The sequence below is a fragment of the Sphingomonas sp. AC522 genome (genome assembly GCF_979258125.1).
In genome coordinates, this window is record NZ_OZ409836.1 from 412,368 (window position 1) to 430,398 (window position 18,031).

Here is an 18,031-nt window from a genome sequence, read left to right on the forward strand (position 1 = left end):
GGGCCGGATGAAATACGCACTGGTGGCAATCGCCGCGCTCATCGCCCCGATGGTGCTGGCGGCCACGCCGCAGGACGGGACGATGCTCAATCTCCCGTCCGCCAATTGGAACGTCTATGGCCCTGGCCAGACGCACAAGGCGCACAAGGAAAAGCTGGCCCAGGGCGGCGGTGCGGTGCGTGTCGACATACCGGCCAAGCCCGGCAATGCCTGGGACGTCGGCGCGTCGACCATCATCACCAAGCCGATCCGCAAGGGCGACCGGCTGATATTCGCCTTCTGGGCCCGGCTGCTGTCGGGCGGCGCGGATGGCAAGAGCCGCGTCTCGGCGCACATCCAGCGCAGCAGCGCGCCCTATCACGCAATCATCAGCGGCGAAGTCGAAATCGGCACGGAATGGAAGCTCGTTCATGTGCGTGGAATCGCCAATGCCGACTACCCCGCGGGCGCCGCCAATGCCGCGCTGTCATTGGGCGGCGCGGCGCACAGCATCGATCTCGGTCCGGCTTTCGTCATGCTAGCAAATTAACGATTCCACTGGTCAATACCAATAAGACAACTAAAATACCTATTGTCTGTCGCTAGCCGAGTTCATATAGTTTTCAGCGATGTCCCATGCCCAAACCCGACGCGATAATGCCGCCGCCGATCCAGGCGATACGCTGATGCGTGCAGAGGCAGCCGAGGCGGGCGCAGCGGTTGCCCGGTTTCTGGCCGCAAACCGGGAGGGGCTGGCGCGGATCGGTGCGCGGCTTCGCGCCGAGCCGCCGCAAGTGGTGGTCACCTGCGCGCGGGGATCTTCGGATCACGCCGCGACCTATGGAAAATATCTGATCGAGACGCTGGCCGGCGTGGTCACGGCCTCGGCTGCCTTGTCGGTATCCTCGGTCTATCCGGCAGTTGCGGCTGCAGCCCAGCCGCATCCCGGCCTGTTATGCATCGCGATCTCGCAATCGGGACGCAGCCCCGATCTGCTCGCTGCCGTCGAGGCGCAGCGAGCGCGCGGCGCGTTCGTTATTGCGTTGGTCAATGCGCCGGACTCGCCGCTGGCGCGAATCGCCGATGAAGTGTTGGCGCTGAGCGCTGGCCCCGAACTCTCGGTCGCCGCTACCAAATCCTATATCGTCTCGCTCGCAGCCTTTGCGGCGCTCGTCGCGGCATGGACCGAAGATAGCGACTTGGAGGCCGCGGTCGAGCGCCTGCCCGATCTGCTGCCCCGCGCCTTCGCGCTCGATTGGTCCGTCGCGGAGCCCGCGCTGATCCAGGCCTCGAACCTCTTCGTCATCGGCCGCGGCTATGGCTTGGGCGTGGCGCAGGAGGCGGCGCTCAAGCTCAAGGAAACCTGCGGGCTGCACGCCGAATGCTTCAGTTCGGCCGAGGTCAAGCATGGCCCGATGGCGATCGTTGGCGAGGGCTTCCCGATCCTCGCCTTCGCAGACAGCGATGCCGCGGGCGAGGATGTGCGCGAGACTGCAGCCTTGTTCGAATCGCGCGGCGCATTGGTGTCGCGGGCGGATACCAGGGGCACGGGCAATTTGCCGGCGCTCGCCGAGCATCCAGTGATCGAGCCGATCCTGATGATCCAGAGCTTCTATGCCTTTGCCGAAAAGCTCTCCATCGCACGTGGCATGGATCCCGATCGCCCGCCCTTTCTCAACAAGGTGACACGGACGACATGAAACTGCGCGTCGCCAATGGCGGAATTCTGGTCGGCCGCACGGTATTCGGCGCGGCGACGATCGAGGTCGTGGAGGGCCGCATCGCCGCGATCGATCCGGCGATGGCGGGCAGCCCGGATCTCGATCTGCAGGGCGGCTGGCTGGTTCCGGGCTTTATCGACACCCAGGTCAATGGCGGCGGCGGCGTCCTGTTCAACGATGATATCAGCGTCGAGGGGATTGCCGCGATCGGCGCGGCGCATGCGCGGTTCGGCACTACTGCATTCCTGCCGACGCTGATCAGCGATTCGCCCGACCAGATCGCAGCGGCGCTAGCCACCGTGGATGCCGCGATCGCCGCGGGGGTGCCCGGCGTGGTCGGCGTGCATATCGAAGGGCCCTTCATTAACGTCGCCCGGCGCGGCATCCACGAGGCGGATCATATCCGCCAGCTCGACCCGGCACTGGTCGGCCTGCTTTCGCGCCCGCGCATGGGGCGCGTAGTGTTGACGGTGGCGCCAGAGCGCGTCGGGCTGGCGCATATCCGCATGCTCGTCTCGCACGGCGTGATCGTCTCGGCGGGGCACACCAACGCTACCTATGACGAAGCGCAGGCGGCGGTTGCCGCAGGGCTGACCGGGTTCACCCATCTCTTCAACGCCATGTCCCCCCTCACCCACCGGGCACCTGGAGCGGCGGGCGCCGCGCTCGATGCTCCGGGTTGCTGGGCCGGGCTGATCGTCGACAACGCCCATCTCCACCCCGCCACGGTGCGGATTGCAATCCGCGCCAAGGGCCCCGACCGGATCATGCTGGTGACCGATGCGATGCCAAGCGTGGGCACCAATGCCGCCAGCTTCATGTTGCAGGGCAAGCGCATCGAAGTGCATCACGGCGTCTGTACCTATGAAGACGGCACGCTCGCCGGATCCGATCTCGACATGGCGACGGCGTTCCGCAACACCGTGGAGATTACGGGACTTGCACCGGCCGAAGTGGCAAGGATGTCGAGCGAAGCGCCGGCAGCGTTCCTTGGCCTTTCCGCAACGCATGGCACGCTGGGCGTAGGCAAGCGGGCGGACTGGGTGGTGCTCGATCGCGACTTGCGGCCGCGCGGCACCTGGATCGGCGGCGAGCGTCAGGCCGACATGGTCGAGGAAAGCGCCGCTGCGACAATCTAGACGGCGAATTTGGGGGGAACGCGGCTTGGCCGATCTGATTATCACCGCGCCGGTCAAGGGCTGGGCGGCGCCGCTTGAGGAAGTGCCCGATCCCGTATTCGCCGAGCGGATGATGGGCGATGGCGTCGCGATCCACCCGACCGGAGCTACGATCCACGCCCCGTGTGACGGAACGATCGTTGCGCTTCACGCCGCCGGTCACGCAGTAACGATCGGCAATGCGGCGGGCGCCGAAATACTGATCCACACCGGGCTCGATACGGTGGCGCTGAAGGGCGAGGGCTTTCGCGCGCTGGTGACCGAGGGCGCAGAGGTGCTGCGCGGCGATCCGCTGATCGAATTCGATCTCGATGCCCTGAGCCAGGCCGCGACCAGCCTGATTACGCCAGTGATCGTCGTCAATTCGGACGCCTTCCGCATCGAGCGACGGACGATCGGGCAGATGGTCGGCGTCGGCGAAGCTCTGATGACGTTGGCACCGATCGCAGCCGAAGAGCGCGAATGGGCAGCGGGCGACGGCGAGATCCACCGCCGGACCATCGCAATTCCGCTGGTGCATGGCGTGCATGCCCGGCCCGCAGCTCGTATCGGCGAATGCGCGCGCAGGTTCGAGGCCGAAGTCGAGATCATATCGGGCGAGCGGGGCGCCAGTGTCCGCAGTGCAGTGACGCTGATGGCATTGGGGCTGAAGCAGGGCGACAGTATCGTGATCGAAGCCCGCGGCCGCGACGCGCGCGCGGCGGTGCAGGCGGTCGGCGATCTGATCGCGGGCGGCATGGGCGAGACCGCGACCAAGGCACCGTCGCCCGTTCCTGCCATTCCCAAGGCGCCGGAAGGCGCGCTCGCAGGCATTGCCGCGGCACCCGGCCTGGGGATGGGCAAGGCCGCGTGGCTCTCGGTCGAGATGCCAGAGATCGCGCGCGACGCAGCCGATCCGGCGGCCGAAGGCACCGCGCTCGACTCCGCTCTTTCGCGGGTCATCGCCTATATCGGAGAGGCCGCGGCGCGCGGCACCGAAGAGCAGCGGCACATCCTCGAGGCGCATCTCCTCTTTCTCGACGACGAGGATCTGCTCGCGGCAGCGCGCGGGCACATTTCCGCAGGCCGCAGCGCCGGCTTCGCCTGGAGCGAGGCGATCGCGGCGCAGACGGCGGTGTTGCGCGCCTCGGGCGAGGCCCGGTTTGCCGAGCGCGCGGACGATCTCGAGGATCTGGAGCGGCAGGTGCTGCTTGCGCTTTTGGGACAAGAACCCGGCGGCCAGGATTTCGCGCCCGGCACCATCCTATTGGCGCATGACCTGTTGCCCTCGCAGTTGATCGGGCTGGACTCAGAACGGGTCGCCGGAATCGTGTTGGTCAAAGGCGGCGCAACGTCGCACGTGGCGATCATCGCCGCCTCGATGGGGCTGCCGATGCTGGTCGCGGCCGGGACCCCGCTATCAACCGTGGCAAAGGGCGCGCAGCTGGTTCTCGATGCCGACGCAGGCCTGCTTCACGTCGATCCGCCTGCCGAAGCGCTGGAAGCCCATCGCCAGCGGATCGCCATACTCAACGAGCACAAGGCAGCGGCGCTCAGCGCCGCGAGCGAGCCTTGCCGTACGGCGGACGGCACCCGCATCGAGCTGTTCGCCAATCTCGGCTCGGCGGGCGACGCTATCGCCGCCGTTGCTCGCGGTGCCGAAGGCTCGGGGCTCCTGCGCACCGAATTCCTGTTCATGGACCGGGCATCGGCGCCCGGCGAAGACGAGCAGCACACCAGCTATCAGGCGATTGCCGACGCGATGGAAGGGCGCCCGGTAATCGTCCGGCTTCTAGATATCGGCGGCGACAAACCCGCCCCATGGCTACCGATCGCGCCCGAGAAGAATCCGATGCTCGGCGTGCGTGGCATCCGCGCGACGCTCGCATACCCTGAACTGCTGGAGACGCAGCTACGCGCGATCCTGCGCGTCCAGCCCCCCGGCCAGTGCCGAATCATGGTGCCGATGGTTGCCGGGCTCGACGAACTGCGTGCAGTGAGCGCCGCAGTCGATCGGCTGGGCGGCACGTCGGCGCAAATCGGCGTGATGATCGAAACCCCCGCCGCGGCCGCGATTGCCGATCTGATCGCCGCCGAAGCCGATTTCCTCTCGATCGGCACCAACGACCTCACCCAATATACGCTGGCGATGGACCGCGAGAATTCCGCGGTCGCCGCGGGGATCGATTCGCTTCACCCCGGCGTGCTGCGGCTGATCGCGCGCAGCTGCGAGGGCGGCGCCAAGCATGGCAAGACTGTCGGCGTCTGCGGTGCGCTGGCCTGCGATTCGCTCGGCATTCCGCTGCTGATCGGGCTTGGCGTCAGCGAACTTTCGACGCCGCCCGCCTTCGTGCCCGAGGGTAAGGCGCTGGTCCGCCGCCTCGATCTCGAGCGCTGCCGCGCACTTGCGGCAGAGGCGCTCACTTTGGGATCGGCATCGGAAATTCGCGCGCTGGTCCGCGCCTTCCTGGGGGAACTCGCATGATGCGCAATGCCGTGGAAGCGCTGCAGCCGCTGGGCCGCGCGCTCATGCTGCCCATCGCAGTTTTGCCGGTGGCGGCCCTGCTTCTGCGGCTCGGCCAGCCCGATCTGCTCGACATCGCTTTCGTAAGCGCCGCTGGCGACGCGATCTTCGCGCATCTCGGCCTGCTCTTCGCGGTCGGCGTCGCCACGGGCTTTGCGCGCGACGGCAATGGCGCCGCCGCGCTCGCTGGCGTGGTCTGCTTCCTCGTCATCGGGCAGGGCTTGCGGATTTTCATCGACGTGCCGCCCGAGGCACTCAAGGAAGTCACCGGCGATGCCGTGGCGATGGCGTCGAACGCCTTCAAGCAGGCGGCAGTCGCCAAGCTCGAAGTGCCGATCGGCATCCTCTCCGGGCTGATCGGCGGCAAATTCTACAATCGCTTCGCGACCGTCGCCTTCCCCGAATATCTCGCTTTCTTCAGCGGCCGGCGCTTCGTGCCGATCGCCGCGGGAGTCACCGGCCTCGCCATCGCCGCGGTGCTGGGCGTCAGCTACGAATATATCAGCGCAGGGATGGACAGCGCCAGCCGCGCGATCGTCGATGCCGGCGGGCTGGGGCTATTCGCTTACGGGGTCCTTAATCGCCTGCTGCTTGTCACCGGGCTGCACCATATCATCAACAACATCGCCTGGTTCGTCGTCGGCGATTTCGAAGGTACCACTGGGGATCTGCGCCGCTTCTTCGCGGGAGACCCACAAGCCGGCGCGTTCATGTCGGGTTTCTTCCCGGTGATGATGTTCGGGCTCCCGGCGGCCTGCCTGGCCATGTATCACGAGGCACGCAGCGACCGGCGCAAGGCCGTGGGCGGCATGCTCTTCAGCCTGGCGCTGACCAGCTTCCTGACCGGCGTGACCGAGCCGATCGAATTCACCTTCATGTTCCTGGCACCGGTGCTCTACGTCATCCACGCGGTGCTGACCGGGCTGGCAATGGCGCTGATGGAGGCGCTCAACGTTCATCTCGGCTTCGGCTTTTCGGCCGGTCTGTTCGATTATGTCCTGAACTTCGGCAAGGCGACCAATCCGCTGCTGCTGCTGCCCGTCGGCGCAGTCTATGCATTGCTATATTACTCACTGTTCCGCTTTGTGATCCGCCGCCTCGACCTCAAGACGCCGGGCCGCGAGACCGACACGGTCGCCGCCAAGCCCGCTGCCAATGCGCAGACCGCGTCGCGCGGAGAGGCACTGGTCGCGGCACTAGGCGGCGCTGCCAATATCGAGTCGGTCGATGCCTGCACCACGCGCCTGCGGCTCATCGTCATGGACCAAAGCCGGATTGATGAAGCCGGCCTCGTCGCACTGGGCGCACGCGGGATCATCAAGCCGTCGGCCAAGGCCGTACAGGTCGTGCTCGGGCCAATCGCGGACGCAGTGGCGATGGAGATGCGCGCCGCGATCGGCAATGCCGCGGCTGCGCCCGTCCCTGCCGCCCGCGCCTCGACTCAGGGCGACACAGAACTGTCCTCCGAGCTTGTTCACGCATTAGGAGGCGCCGCGAATATCGCAACGGCCACGCGCCTGCATGGACGCTTGCGCGTGACGCTCGTGGATGCGGCGCTGAGCGATCTGGCAGTCATGCCATCGGGCTACCGCTCGGCGGTGTCGCTCGATGGCAACGTGATTCATCTCCTCGAAAGCCCCCGTTCGCGCTAAAGTGGAGCGTCGCGGCGACCAATCGCCCGCGCCGGCATCGCCTGGAGGTTTGGGGTGGACCAGTTTCTACACGGCACAGTGCACGAAGCGGCGGACGATCTTCAGGCCGCGATCCGCGCCGATCCCGAAATATTGGCGCTCTGGGAAAAACTGACTCCGCTCGGCCGCAACGAGTTCATCTGCTGGGTCGAGGACGCCAAGCAGCCGGCGACGCGCCAGCGCCGCATCGTACGAACCCGCGAGGAAATGCTCGAAGGAAAAAAGCGCCCCTGCTGCTGGGCCGGCTGCATCCATCGCACCGACAAGGCGCCCAGCCGATGGCAGCAAGCCGTCCTGATCGATGCAAAGCAGGCCAAATAGCGCCAGCTAGAACCATTCATAAAAAATGCTGGCGCACCCGACAGGGGTGCAACAAATCAACGATAACAGGCACAAGCGAGGGCTAACCCCTCTCTCCAGGCCCACGGGAACATCGCGAGTCGCGCGCCCAATGGCTACCCCAATAGATGGTGGCCGGAATGAGAAAGCCCCCGCATCGGCTGGCACCGAGGCGAGGGCTGGGAACCGTTTGCGTGGCAGCTCCAGGTTCGTCCCCTTTTACGCCAATCCGTTCGATCCCGCAACGCTGGGGCCTCTGGCGCGCGCGCTAGCGGGTGAGAAGGAACGGAGAATCGCAACCGCCTCCCGCATTGGGAGGGCGGCCCGTGCTTAGGCCCCGTCATACGATTATGATCGCGCCCGAGCCCTTCGGCTGCGGCATCGACGTGCAAGTGCTCCCGCCCCCTAGCGGGGTGGGACACGACCGCGAGTTTCCAAGTGCTCGCGCGGCCCGCGCATACGCCGCTAGCCTGAGCGTCGCCACAAGCTGGCCGGTGCTCGATCTATGCGAGGCCGAGAATGGCTAAGAAGAAGCTGCTCGCGGATAACCGTGCCGACACCCGCGGCGGCGGTTGGGTGGGCCTTCCTCACGTCGTGGTGGATAGCCCCGCCTATCTAGATTTGAGCCTCTGGGCGCGCGCGGTGCTGATCGAGATCGTGCGCCAGTTCAACGGCTACAATAACGGAGAAATTGGGCTTCCGCAGCGCTCGATCGCCGCGCGCCTGAGCACGACGAATTACCGCAAGATCAGCGCCGCGGTTGCCGAGCTTATGGAGCATGGCCTGATCGACGTGGCCGCCGAGGCGCAATGGAAGCAACGGCTCGCTCGCGAATACCGGCTGACCTTCATCACATCGGGCGACCGCAATCACCTTCGCCCGGCCACGAATGAGTATCGGAATTGGTCGCCGGCAAAACAGATCGTCGGTGACGCCGTGTCAGCAGATAGCGCCGTTCCTGCTGACGAGGCATCAGCAAGGCTGCGAAAGCTTGATGACGCGGCGTCAGCAAGGATCGCTCAAAATCGGCTGAAATGCGTTGATGGGCGCAATGTCTCTGCTGACGCCCCGTCCCACCTTATAAGTAAGCCATCCCCTAGCCCGGAAACGGGCGGCCCGAACGGGCATGAAACACCCGAAATATACCCCCTAAATGCCGGCGGCAAAATTTCGGCGTCCGACTTGTCGCCTCAGATGAGGGCGCTCGGCGCACGCATGGCGGCGCAGCGATGACGGGCGGGGCCAGCATAACTCGGGCAAGCCTCAGTGCAGGACCGCCGCATCACACGCGAGCCATAAACCGTAACATCGGCGGCATTGACCGTGACACGCCGGGGGCCGGGAAGAAGGCCAGCGCGGCGCCGCTCACGGACCGCCCCAACCTGAATCTTTCGCAAAACCAGATTAACATCACGGAGTTTCCAATATTGCTTGGCCAACAACCAGCCGGCAGTCGCGCGGCTACGGCAAGGCACACGAACAGATGCGGGCGCACCTGCTGGCGACCGTCATCCTGTGTGAAGAGTGCACCCGACAAGGCCGCACAACCGTGGGCACGATCGCCGACCACAAGATCCCGAAAGCCAAGGGCGGCACCGATGCTCGCTCAAACTATCAACTGCTATGCACACCCTGCGACCTCGACAAGCAGGCGCGCGACCAAGGCAAGACGCGACGGCGCCGGCCACGCATCGCTGAAGACGGATGGCCAGTGGAGGAATGATGATGATCGATAGGAACCATGACGATCCCGGCCATAAGGTCCGGGCGATCGTTGACGATGCCATTGCCGAGCTTCTGCTGCTCGGGATGGAGAGCCGCAACGCCGCCGCCAAGATGATGGCATGCCAGGCAATCCTCAGGATCGACGACAACGAGGTCTGCAAAGAGGTGGAGCAGTTCGCGCACGATAGCGTGTGGGACGTGGACGACACCGACGACGAGCCGGAGCCGGGGGCATGAAACCTAACCGCCTCGCCGGCCTTGGACCGCCCCTTCCAATGGAATTATCGCTAACACAGGAAACGCCTCGCGGGCGCGCGCGCAAAGGTTTTTTGAGGGCGATTATAGCAGCGAAACTAGGCGGCGGTCCTTTGACGAAGGGGGCGGCAACAATGTTGGCCCCGGCGCCCGCTTCGCACACCGCCGCTCAGCCACGCGCAGAATTTTTCCGATTTCTTTGATTGCGGTGCGCACTTTTCAAAAAGGACTCGCAACTTGAACATGACCGATGAAGACCAGAGCATCGCGCACATAGAATTGTGCCGGCGCATCAATCGAAGAGCTGCCGAGCAATGCGTTGCCCGCGGTGTGGCCGCCGAGGATGCGGCTATCGCGGCGATCTACTCGGCGCACGACCTGGCGATGCACGCGGGCAAGACGGAACTCGAGGCGATCGAATGGCTGCGCTCGGCGCTCGACGTGCAGGAGCGCCAGTTGCTCGACAACATGCGGAGGGCACATTGATGGATGCGCGCCGACAAACCGAGGGCGATTGGGAAGACGTGCAGCCGCTCGGCAAGCGCGAGTTAGACCGCCTCTTTGCTGGCAGGATCAACCGCCGCGACCGGATATATCTCTACAAGGTTCTCGATGAGCTTGGCCTGTGCATATTCGAGAACTGAGCCGGTTGCGCGTCTATGCGATGGCGCGACCCCGGCGGCCCGATGCTGAGCGCGTGGCGGTGCTCGCCGCCACCTGTGGGCACGGGAGCGCGAATGCGCAGGCAGCGCGCCTAGCACGGCGCGTATTGCGGACGACCTTGGCCGAGATTGACCGAGACCCCGGTGACCGCGTGATTGCCCTACTGCGCGCGCTGGACCCGGACCCGCTGCAAACGCTGGCGACCGATCCCGACATAGATACGGCGGCATTGATACGCGCCGAGCGTCACTCACGGATGGAGGGGAGAGGCGGACGGCGGCTGCCCGAGGCCAATTGGGCTGCGGAGGATCGGGAGATTGCGCGTTGCGCCGCGGTAACCCTGGCCAAGCGATACGCCCGGATTATTCGGGAGGGCTAAAGTAGCATCCATAAACCGCGTTTTTTGAAATTCAGATGGGCCACGCCTCTCGTGATGATGATCGAGAGGAAACCCAATATGTTGCAGACTCCAAACGCCGCACGCCCGCGTGCAATCCGTGGCGCCGTTCGCGCTGAGACCGACCCCAAAGCAATCCTGGCGCAGCTCAATAACGCCTTCGAGGACTTCAAGGCGAAGTACGATGGCCGCCTCAACGCCCACGAAGCATGGACCGCGGAACAGATCGCGGCGAACGTGCTCAACGGCGGCGCCGCAATCGCGCGGCCGGCGGATCCCGAATACACCCAGGCCTTCGCGAGCTACTTCCGCAAGGGCGATGACGAGAGCGCCGTGAAGGCCGCGAACAAGATCGGCCACCGCGCGCATATCCAGGCAGCGATGAGCGTCGGCACGGCGGACGCGGGCGGCTATCTCGCCCCGGTCGAATGGGACCGCAAGATCAATCAGGCGTTGCTCGCGACAAGCCCGATGCGCCGCATCGCCACAGTGCAGACAACCACGGTGGGCGCATACTCGACCATCTGGAGCGACCGGGTATGGGGTAGCGGCTGGGTCGGTGAGACCGCAGCCCGACCGGAGACCAGCACGCCGGGCCTCGATCCCGTCGAGTTCGCAGCCGGCGAGATCTACGCCAATCCGGCGATCACGCAGCGCCTGCTTGATGATGCTGACTTCAACGTCGAGCAATGGATTGCCGACCAGGTTGATGTCGAGTTTGGCGCGCAGGAATCGATCGCCTTTGTCTCGGGCAACGGCACGAACAAGCCGCGCGGCTTCCTCGGCTACATCACCGGCGGGGCGTCCGCTGACGTTCACCCCGGCGGCAACCTGACCGTTGTGGTAAGCGGCGAAGCCGCGGCGCTGGGCAGCGACGGAACGTCCGCCCTCGATAAGCTGATCAGCTTCAGCTACAGTCTGCCTGCCCCGTATCGGCAGAACGCAACCTGGCTGATGAACAGCCTGACCGCCGCGACGATCGCCAAGTTCAAAGACGGCAACGGCGACCTGATGTGGCGCGAGAGCATGATCGTGGGCCAGCCGGCCACGCTGCTTGGCCGCCCGGTCGAGATCGATGAGAACATGCCGAATATCGCTGCGAACGCTTATCCGATCGCGTTCGGAGACTTCAAGCGCGGCTATCTCATCAACGACCGCACGGGTTCCCGCGTCCTGCGCGACCCCTATACGAACAAGCCTTACGTCATGTTCTACGTGACCAAGCGAGTCGGCGGCGGCGTGGCCGATCCGAACGCAATTCGGCTGCTCAAGATCGCCGCCAGCTAAGCGAACCCACCGGGGAGCCCGAAAAGCTCCCCGGCTGCGGCATTCCGGACCGCCGCATCCCAAACTTCGCTCACCTGCAATTGAAACTTCAGGGGTATCCCATGACGAAAGCTAAACCGAAGCCCGCCTCGCAGGTCGCACGCGCACCCTATGTCTAGCATCGCGCCACTGACGCCGCCCGAGCGCGCGCAAGTTACAAAGGCGGTGGCTGACGCGTATCGGAAACGGGCTATCGACTTCGCGAACGGCGTGACGTGCATTCACCTCCTGCACGCGCAGATGACAGCGTTCGGATATTCGCCGCCGACGATCCCTGATTTTGCTACAGTCATCGGCGCGAAGCGGGCGCTTCGTAAAATGGGGCATCGCACGCTCGAAACGCTTTTGGATTCTATCCTCATGCGCGTCCCGCAAGCCCGGCTGCGCGTGGGCGACGTGGTACTCGTAAAGGGCTCGCCCTTCGACGCCGTGATGCTGAACGCCGGGGGCAACAAGCTCTTAGGCTGGTTTGATGATGGGGCAGAGGGGCTGGTCAATTTCATCCCGACAGCGCCCATGGTGGGGGCATGGAGTCTGATATGAGCGGAGCGCTGAAAACGGTGGGAATGGTGGCCGGCGCGGTGGCGTTGGCTGCAACGGGCGTAGGTTTGGCCCTAGGACCCGGGGCAGCATTGTTCGGCGCGAGCTTTAGTTCGGTGGCGCAGATCGCCGGAGCTGCGGCCACGGTGGCGAATGGCCTGTCCGCCATTCCAGCAAAGAAGCCAGTCGGGCGGCTGGAGATTAAGGGGATGCTACATGACGGCGATGAATATCTGGACGGATGGCAGCGCGGCGGCGTTCCTGCTTGTTGATTCCGCGTTCTATGATGCAGAGGGCAAAATCCTAAGCTTTGGGACGAAGGCCGCGTCGATGAGCGGCGGCGATTATCATGCAGCCATTTCCTTCACAGGCGACCTCGTTCCAGACACGTATTTGCCGCTGCTTTCGTGCGTGCCCCAGACGCACTTGCGCGCCCTGCTGTCCGCTCTACCCGGCGTGATGCGGCAAGTCCTCGAGATAGCCCGACCGCTTTACGATCGCCCCATTTCAACCGGGCTCGTGGTGGCCGCATGGCACGCGCGGGAAGGTGCTAGCGCCTGGTGCCTCGCGAATACCGATGACGGCATTTTCCCGCCGCCGTACCGAGCGTTCGCTATGGCCCGTGTGAACCACTTTCTCACCGGAGGCGGCTCGCATCCGGCATTCACGGCCGACAGGGCACCGGCCGGCGATGAAGCGTTCGCGGTCGCCAAGGATCTGATCCAGCAACAGCGCCGCGAGCCGTTCGACAATGGGGAATACCTGGTTGGCGGTGAGGCCTGGCTCGTTCGGATTGATAGCCGCGGCATGGAACAGAAGTGTGTGGGCGCCTGGTTTGATGACGAAGTGGGAAAACGTTGCGATCCGGAAGCCCTATTCGGCTAATCGGTGCCGCGGAGGTCTCAGGGAGCGGCGGCGTGATATCGGCGTACGCAACGCACACGAAATGCAGCAGGCCAGGCAAGCTCTCGCTTGTCTGGCCCACTCAAACCCCAATGTTATGAAGTAGGCGCCAGCGCGATGTCCTGGTCTAGAAATGCGCGACCGGGCATGTTGAGCGGCATTTCAGCGCTCGTGCCGGTCACAAAGAACCCGGCGATCGGGAGCACGACGATCGAACCCACGACGCCTGCCGTGCCCGTGTCGCCGCGAGTGTCCATATCACCCGTGAGGCGTACGGTGACGCCATTGATCGTGACCGAATTGATATGCAGGCGGATCGCTCCCGACTTGCCCCACATCCCCTTGTTGCGGACTTCCGTTAGAACGCCCTCGACTGGGCTACGCGCGGGGATCACAAGCCGCCCGCCAAGCATGACGTCCTGCGCCACCTCCAAACGGACCAGCCGGCCAACCTTTAGGTGCTTTCCCTTCGTGGTCAGCGGTTCGGAAAGCGCGATCGGGACAGGGGCGCCAGCACGGAGCACGTTGCCGGCAGCCTGCTCGGGAATAAGGGCGGGCGCCTGAGTTGGTGACACCACAACGGCTTGCGTCGGATTGACCACCGGAACCGGCGTAGGATTGACAACTGTCTGGGCGGCAGCCGGCGCCGCAATCAGCAGGCATGCAGCGGCAACAAACTGGTATTTCATGGTAGTTTCCCCCTCTAGCTCAGGCGTTTGCCCGACAGGGGTTTTGGAACTGCCATCGCCAGCGAGTCAACGCCAACGAGATCACATAATCCACATCGGGCCGATCACGCGCGCGCTTCCCCGATCAAGCAGCTAATGGAGGTGGGCGAGAAAATTAGGTTAGTGTGCGGGCCTCTCCGCCGCCACTTTCGCATTCACGCTAGCCGAACCCATAGCCACATACAGTGATATCGAAGCCACCAAGAGCGCAAAGATAGCAATGTAGAGGGAGTAAGCGGCAGGGCCGCGCCATGCTTCGCGCACTCGAAGCTCTGCGTCGATGATGGCCGCGTCATTGCTCGTTGGTGTAGCCTGATTACGGCGCTCGCGAAGATAATCCTCCGGCCATACCTTCACCCGTTCAATCGTAACATTCTGCGGCGGCACAGGGAGGCCGCCAACATGGGTCGGAGGGCGGAGCTTGCGTCTCAATGGTGGGATCATGGTCGTATTGTAGCGGGCTCTCTATTCGCACGGAAGCCGTAGGTAGAGCGATCATGGACGGAGGTGTGGCTACACCGCTGCGCGGAGCGGTCCCCTTGACGGAAAGATGCTCTCGTCTTCCCGACACGATCGCATCGAAAATCCCTCAGCCCGTTCCCGGCTCGATTTCTTCGAAATAGGAACTGATTGAGTGCTTTAGGGCCTGCTTAATGCCGTCCACGTCGTACCCGACGTAATCTTGGCCGAGGGAGCGATTAGAACCTCGCTTGGTAATGGACGCCCGCAGCTTCCCATCTTCTACCCGGACTACAGTCTTATTCACCTCAATTTCGTATGTACTCGTGTCGTGCGGGCGCTTCTTTGGGCCGAAAAGCTGAAATTCGATCGCCGGATTTTGGAAACGATCTGGGATCCAATTTCTAGTGACAACCGGGCGCATGCCTTGCGCTTCGCAGGCAGCCTTCGCTTCCTCAATGATCGGTGTTGCAACCGTCTCGATTAATGCGATGTCCCGATCCCTTTGCGCATCACGCGCCTCACGCTCTCTCGCTTCCATAGCGTCGTGATCCGCTGACTTATCTTCGTGTTCACTGCTCAACCTGCGCGTGAAGTCGTCGAATTCTCCCATCATGCTCGCCCTTTTCTCCAGCACTGGAATGCTGGCTTTAACAGCGTTGTTCTACATGCGCACGCGCGGAAGCGATCCCCTTGGCGGAGGATGCTTGCGCTTGATTCTCGAAATATGCATTGTGATCAGTGGGTGTAGCAGCCCTGACCAGTGATAGGCGCTTACCCGTTGGCGCGGGCGAGTGCCGAAATAGCAGCGTGGATTGGCGTCCACCGCTGAACGACGTTCTACGTCGGGAGCGGTGCGCCATACAATACCCTTTCGAGGGGAAAGCGCTCCACCTGTCTCACTGGCAGGCTGCTACTCTCCCGGCACCACGTCCGCGACGTGGGAACGCAGGCTGTAGCAGGCCGAAACCAGTGAGAACCCGCATGGATATCATCCGCGACCCGCCCGACACTCCCGCTATCATTCAATCAGCCGACGATCCCGCCGGCTCCGATGCTTTGGGGAGTAACGACATGAACATGATGACCACTATCGATGCCGCGCGCGCGACGGTAAAATCGTATCTCGATGAACAAGGGCGCCCGGCAGATCGCCACGGCCCAGACCTCACCCTGGCCCCTTCTGTAGAGGATATGTTGCTGCAACTCCGCGGCGTAAAAACCGGGGAAAATGGCCGCTATTCAATTGCATTCCTCGATGCGGCACTCAGCTCGGGCATCGAGCTCACAGCGGTTACCAACAGGGCGGGCGACGTTGCTGTTCAGTTCATGCTGCCTTGTGACGCACAGGAGGAACTGCGCCAGCCGCGGTACGATGCATTGAAGGCGCATCTAGAAGCTAAGCCCCAACGCCGCCGCGATGTCATCCACCTACTAAACATTCTCGGCCGCTTCTCTGATCAAAGCACGTTTGCTTCGACCGAAGAGGCCATCGCGGCCTATGTTTCGGCTGGCGGCAGGATTTACGTTCACAATCATTACGGCGAAATTTCGTGGGAAGAAATCATGCCGACCACGGAACGATTAAGCCTGCAGGACGCCTGGGCACGTTACCCTCGCCGTCGCCTGCTCCAGCGCTATCACAATACGATGTGGCAGATGGGCGCTCGCGACGCGATGATCGAACTGGTCCGCGAACAGGGCATTCTGAACGAAGAAACCGGCACCTATACGCTCGGCTGACGCCTTGTCCGGTAAGATTACCGCTTGCAATCCGGTAGCGTTACCGACATATACTCCAGTAACGCTACCGGAGAATCACGTGACAGACGATTTCGACGCCTTCGCCCCGTACTTCAGCCAGGCCGACGCGGTGTTGCTAACGCAGGCGGATAACGACACGCTCGATAACTGGGTGCGATATAAACATGTGGTGCCTCACCGCATAGGCAAGCGGCGCATGTTCAGCTTTATGGATCTACTGCGGGTGGACCTAACGTGGACCCTTTCGCGCGCCTTCAAAGCACAGGTGAGCGAGGCCGCTCACATCGCGGGCGAAGCTGCAAAAGGATATCTCGATCATCTTGAGCAGGATCGGTCCGAATTGCTGAATGGCAGCCCTTGGACGCGCATTTTCAACAGGGACGGCGACGCCCACTTCTCTCTAGCGCGGGCTGAGGATGGATCGCTGCGAGCGTTCAAAAGGGGCGATCTTGAAGTGGACTCGGTGATGGTGGTTCTGCCCGTCCAGTTGATCGCCCGCCGGTTGCTGGCTGCTATCATTGTTTGGTCTGGCCATGATGCTGACGGCGGTAACGCCGGCGAAGCGGAGGCGCGATAACAGCGCATGGCTTCCCGTCGCGCCCTGTTCCGTGAATCCGATCTCACTCGCGCCCTGCGCGCGGCGCAGAAGGTCGGCTGTAATGACGTGCGCGTCTATCTGGCGGTCGATGGCGGGATGGTAGTGACAGTCGGCAAAGCTGCGGCCGAAAAGGGACCGAATGGTTTTGATGAGGCGCTAGGGTGAAGCGGTGGCTGCCCACCTACGTAAGTGAGTTCCGCGACCGGCACGGGAAGGCGCGCTATCGCTATCGACGCAAAGGCTTCCAGACCTATTATTTCAAATGCCCGCCCGGCTCTGAAGGTTTCCGCCAGGAGCTTCATGCCTGCGAAACGGGCAAGGCGGCGCCTGCCGTCGAACCGGGTGCTGGGCGCGCTAAGCCGGGGACGTTCGATGACCTGATCGAGCGCTATTACCGCTCGCCCGATTTCCTAGATCCCGGTGAGCGCACTCGAGTTGTCTATCGCGGCGTTATCGAGCGCTGGCGCGAGACTAAGGGCAAAAATGGTGCGCGCTACGGCGAGATAGCCGTGCGCGACCTCCATGCCCAACACGTCGAAAAGATGATGACGAACATGCTTCCGCATAGGACCGCGGCAAACATGCTGCGCAAGCGGTTGAGGGCGCTGATGGCCTTTGCAATTCGATCGGGCATGGCGTCGGGAAACCCAGTGGCAGCGACGCGCCCCTACAAAGTTACAGGCACAGGCTTCCATACTTGGACCGAGGACGAGATCGCTAAATACGAGACACGGCACCCGCTGGGCTCGAAGGCGCGACTAGCGCTGGACCTCATGCTCTGGACTGGTCAGCGCGGCGGTGACGCGCGCGTCATGGGGCCGGGCAATATTCGCCAGAAGCGGTTTGTGGTGACGCAAGAGAAAACGGGCGCGACGGTATCCCTGCCAGTGCTCGCACCATTGTCGGCATCGATCCTCGCAACGCCGACGCAAGGCCTAGTCTTTCTGTTGAGCCAGCACGGCAGGCCGTTTTCCCGCAAAGGCTTTGGCAACAAGATGCGCCAGTGGTGCGACGAAGCTGGGCTGCCGGGCTGTACGGCTCACGGGCTGCGCAAGGCTGCAGCTCGGCGTTTCGCGGAAGCTGGCTGCACTAACCAACAAATCAAATCATGGACCGGGCACACCACCGATAGCGAGGTGTCCAGGTACACGGCAGCGGCGGATCAGGTCGCGCTTTCGGACGCTGCTGCCGAGATGCTGATGGCTAACCTTCGTGAGCGGTTAGCCACCGAAGCGCCTAACATACTGAAAACGGAGGTATAA

The 18,031-nt window shown here is 63.5% G+C and carries 22 protein-coding genes; 20 read left to right on the plus strand and 2 right to left on the minus strand.

Annotated features, from left to right (window positions below; all coding sequences use genetic code 11):
• Positions 1 to 7: 7 nt before the first annotated feature.
• The 16 genes from ACZZZM_RS02090 to ACZZZM_RS02165 all read left to right on the plus strand — a co-directional run bounded on the left by ACZZZM_RS02090 (position 8) and on the right by ACZZZM_RS02165 (position 13,202).
• Positions 8 to 529 (plus strand): carbohydrate binding domain-containing protein, encoded by a 522-nt coding sequence (locus tag ACZZZM_RS02090; RefSeq protein WP_463593456.1) that lies wholly within the window; start codon positions 8 to 10, stop codon positions 527 to 529.
• 79 nt (positions 530 to 608) lie between these two features.
• Positions 609 to 1,679, plus strand: coding sequence for an SIS domain-containing protein (locus ACZZZM_RS02095; RefSeq protein WP_463593457.1), 1,071 nt, complete (start codon positions 609 to 611; stop codon positions 1,677 to 1,679).
• On the plus strand, positions 1,676 to 2,839 hold the full coding sequence (gene nagA / locus ACZZZM_RS02100) for an N-acetylglucosamine-6-phosphate deacetylase (protein WP_463593458.1): 1,164 nt from the start codon (positions 1,676 to 1,678) through the stop codon (positions 2,837 to 2,839). Before ACZZZM_RS02095 ends, nagA begins: the two co-directional genes overlap by 4 nt.
• Before the next feature lie 25 nt (positions 2,840 to 2,864).
• Positions 2,865 to 5,342, plus strand: a complete 2,478-nt coding sequence (ptsP, locus tag ACZZZM_RS02105) for a phosphoenolpyruvate--protein phosphotransferase (protein WP_463593459.1) — start codon at positions 2,865 to 2,867, stop codon at positions 5,340 to 5,342.
• The gene (gene nagE / locus ACZZZM_RS02110) at positions 5,342 to 7,033 is read left to right on the plus strand and encodes an N-acetylglucosamine-specific PTS transporter subunit IIBC (protein ID WP_463596360.1); all 1,692 of its coding nucleotides are present in this window, start codon (positions 5,342 to 5,344) and stop codon (positions 7,031 to 7,033) included. Before ptsP ends, nagE begins: the two co-directional genes overlap by 1 nt.
• 54 nt (positions 7,034 to 7,087) lie before the next feature.
• Positions 7,088 to 7,393, plus strand: a complete 306-nt coding sequence (locus ACZZZM_RS02115) for a YdeI/OmpD-associated family protein (RefSeq protein ID WP_463593460.1) — start codon at positions 7,088 to 7,090, stop codon at positions 7,391 to 7,393.
• Positions 7,394 to 7,930: 537 nt separating this feature from the next.
• Positions 7,931 to 8,644 (plus strand): hypothetical protein, encoded by a 714-nt coding sequence (locus tag ACZZZM_RS02120; protein WP_463593461.1) that lies wholly within the window; start codon positions 7,931 to 7,933, stop codon positions 8,642 to 8,644.
• 250 nt (positions 8,645 to 8,894) lie between these two features.
• A complete protein-coding gene (locus tag ACZZZM_RS02125; RefSeq protein WP_463593462.1) occupies positions 8,895 to 9,134 on the plus strand; it encodes an HNH endonuclease in 240 nt (79 codons plus the stop codon).
• Positions 9,135 to 9,136: 2 nt separating this feature from the next.
• The gene (locus ACZZZM_RS02130; protein ID WP_463593463.1) at positions 9,137 to 9,373 is read left to right on the plus strand and encodes a hypothetical protein; all 237 of its coding nucleotides are present in this window, start codon (positions 9,137 to 9,139) and stop codon (positions 9,371 to 9,373) included.
• Between the two features lie 255 nt (positions 9,374 to 9,628).
• On the plus strand, positions 9,629 to 9,877 hold the full coding sequence (locus ACZZZM_RS02135) for a hypothetical protein (protein WP_463593464.1): 249 nt from the start codon (positions 9,629 to 9,631) through the stop codon (positions 9,875 to 9,877).
• Positions 9,877 to 10,035, plus strand: coding sequence for a hypothetical protein (locus ACZZZM_RS02140; protein WP_463593465.1), 159 nt, complete (start codon positions 9,877 to 9,879; stop codon positions 10,033 to 10,035). The genes ACZZZM_RS02135 and ACZZZM_RS02140 overlap by 1 nt, the downstream gene beginning before the upstream one ends.
• 137 nt (positions 10,036 to 10,172) lie before the next feature.
• Positions 10,173 to 10,433 carry a hypothetical protein gene (locus tag ACZZZM_RS02145; RefSeq protein ID WP_463593466.1) on the plus strand — a complete coding sequence of 87 codons (261 nt, stop codon included), beginning with the start codon at positions 10,173 to 10,175 and terminating at the stop codon, positions 10,431 to 10,433.
• A 78-nt stretch (positions 10,434 to 10,511) separates the two neighbouring features.
• Positions 10,512 to 11,738, plus strand: coding sequence for a phage major capsid protein (locus ACZZZM_RS02150; RefSeq protein WP_463593467.1), 1,227 nt, complete (start codon positions 10,512 to 10,514; stop codon positions 11,736 to 11,738).
• A gap of 150 nt (positions 11,739 to 11,888) precedes the next feature.
• Positions 11,889 to 12,320 carry a DUF6950 family protein gene (locus ACZZZM_RS02155; protein ID WP_463593468.1) on the plus strand — a complete coding sequence of 144 codons (432 nt, stop codon included), beginning with the start codon at positions 11,889 to 11,891 and terminating at the stop codon, positions 12,318 to 12,320.
• Positions 12,317 to 12,589: a hypothetical protein gene (locus ACZZZM_RS02160; protein WP_463593469.1), complete on the plus strand. Its 273-nt coding sequence runs from the start codon at positions 12,317 to 12,319 to the stop codon at positions 12,587 to 12,589. The genes ACZZZM_RS02155 and ACZZZM_RS02160 overlap by 4 nt, the downstream gene beginning before the upstream one ends.
• The gene (locus tag ACZZZM_RS02165; protein WP_463593470.1) at positions 12,534 to 13,202 is read left to right on the plus strand and encodes a hypothetical protein; all 669 of its coding nucleotides are present in this window, start codon (positions 12,534 to 12,536) and stop codon (positions 13,200 to 13,202) included. Before ACZZZM_RS02160 ends, ACZZZM_RS02165 begins: the two co-directional genes overlap by 56 nt.
• Before the next feature lie 113 nt (positions 13,203 to 13,315).
• Here ACZZZM_RS02165 and ACZZZM_RS02170 read toward each other — a convergent pair whose 3' ends face one another.
• Both ACZZZM_RS02170 and ACZZZM_RS02175 read right to left on the minus strand, forming a co-directional pair.
• Complete coding sequence (locus ACZZZM_RS02170) at positions 13,316 to 13,909, minus strand: hypothetical protein (protein WP_463593471.1); 594 nt, start codon at positions 13,907 to 13,909, stop codon at positions 13,316 to 13,318.
• 628 nt (positions 13,910 to 14,537) lie between these two features.
• Positions 14,538 to 15,023: a hypothetical protein gene (locus ACZZZM_RS02175; protein WP_463593472.1), complete on the minus strand. Its 486-nt coding sequence runs from the start codon at positions 15,021 to 15,023 to the stop codon at positions 14,538 to 14,540.
• A 368-nt stretch (positions 15,024 to 15,391) separates the two neighbouring features.
• On the opposite strand from ACZZZM_RS02175, the gene ACZZZM_RS02180 reads away from it, so the two are divergent.
• From ACZZZM_RS02180 to ACZZZM_RS02195, 4 genes are all read left to right on the plus strand, one after another.
• Complete coding sequence (locus tag ACZZZM_RS02180; protein ID WP_463593473.1) at positions 15,392 to 16,150, plus strand: hypothetical protein; 759 nt, start codon at positions 15,392 to 15,394, stop codon at positions 16,148 to 16,150.
• Positions 16,151 to 16,229: 79 nt separating this feature from the next.
• On the plus strand, positions 16,230 to 16,748 hold the full coding sequence (locus ACZZZM_RS02185) for a hypothetical protein (protein ID WP_463593474.1): 519 nt from the start codon (positions 16,230 to 16,232) through the stop codon (positions 16,746 to 16,748).
• A gap of 6 nt (positions 16,749 to 16,754) precedes the next feature.
• The gene (locus tag ACZZZM_RS02190) at positions 16,755 to 16,934 is read left to right on the plus strand and encodes a hypothetical protein (RefSeq protein ID WP_463593475.1); all 180 of its coding nucleotides are present in this window, start codon (positions 16,755 to 16,757) and stop codon (positions 16,932 to 16,934) included.
• Entirely contained in the window at positions 16,931 to 18,031 is a 1,101-nt protein-coding gene (locus ACZZZM_RS02195) for a site-specific integrase (protein ID WP_463593476.1), read from the plus strand. Before ACZZZM_RS02190 ends, ACZZZM_RS02195 begins: the two co-directional genes overlap by 4 nt.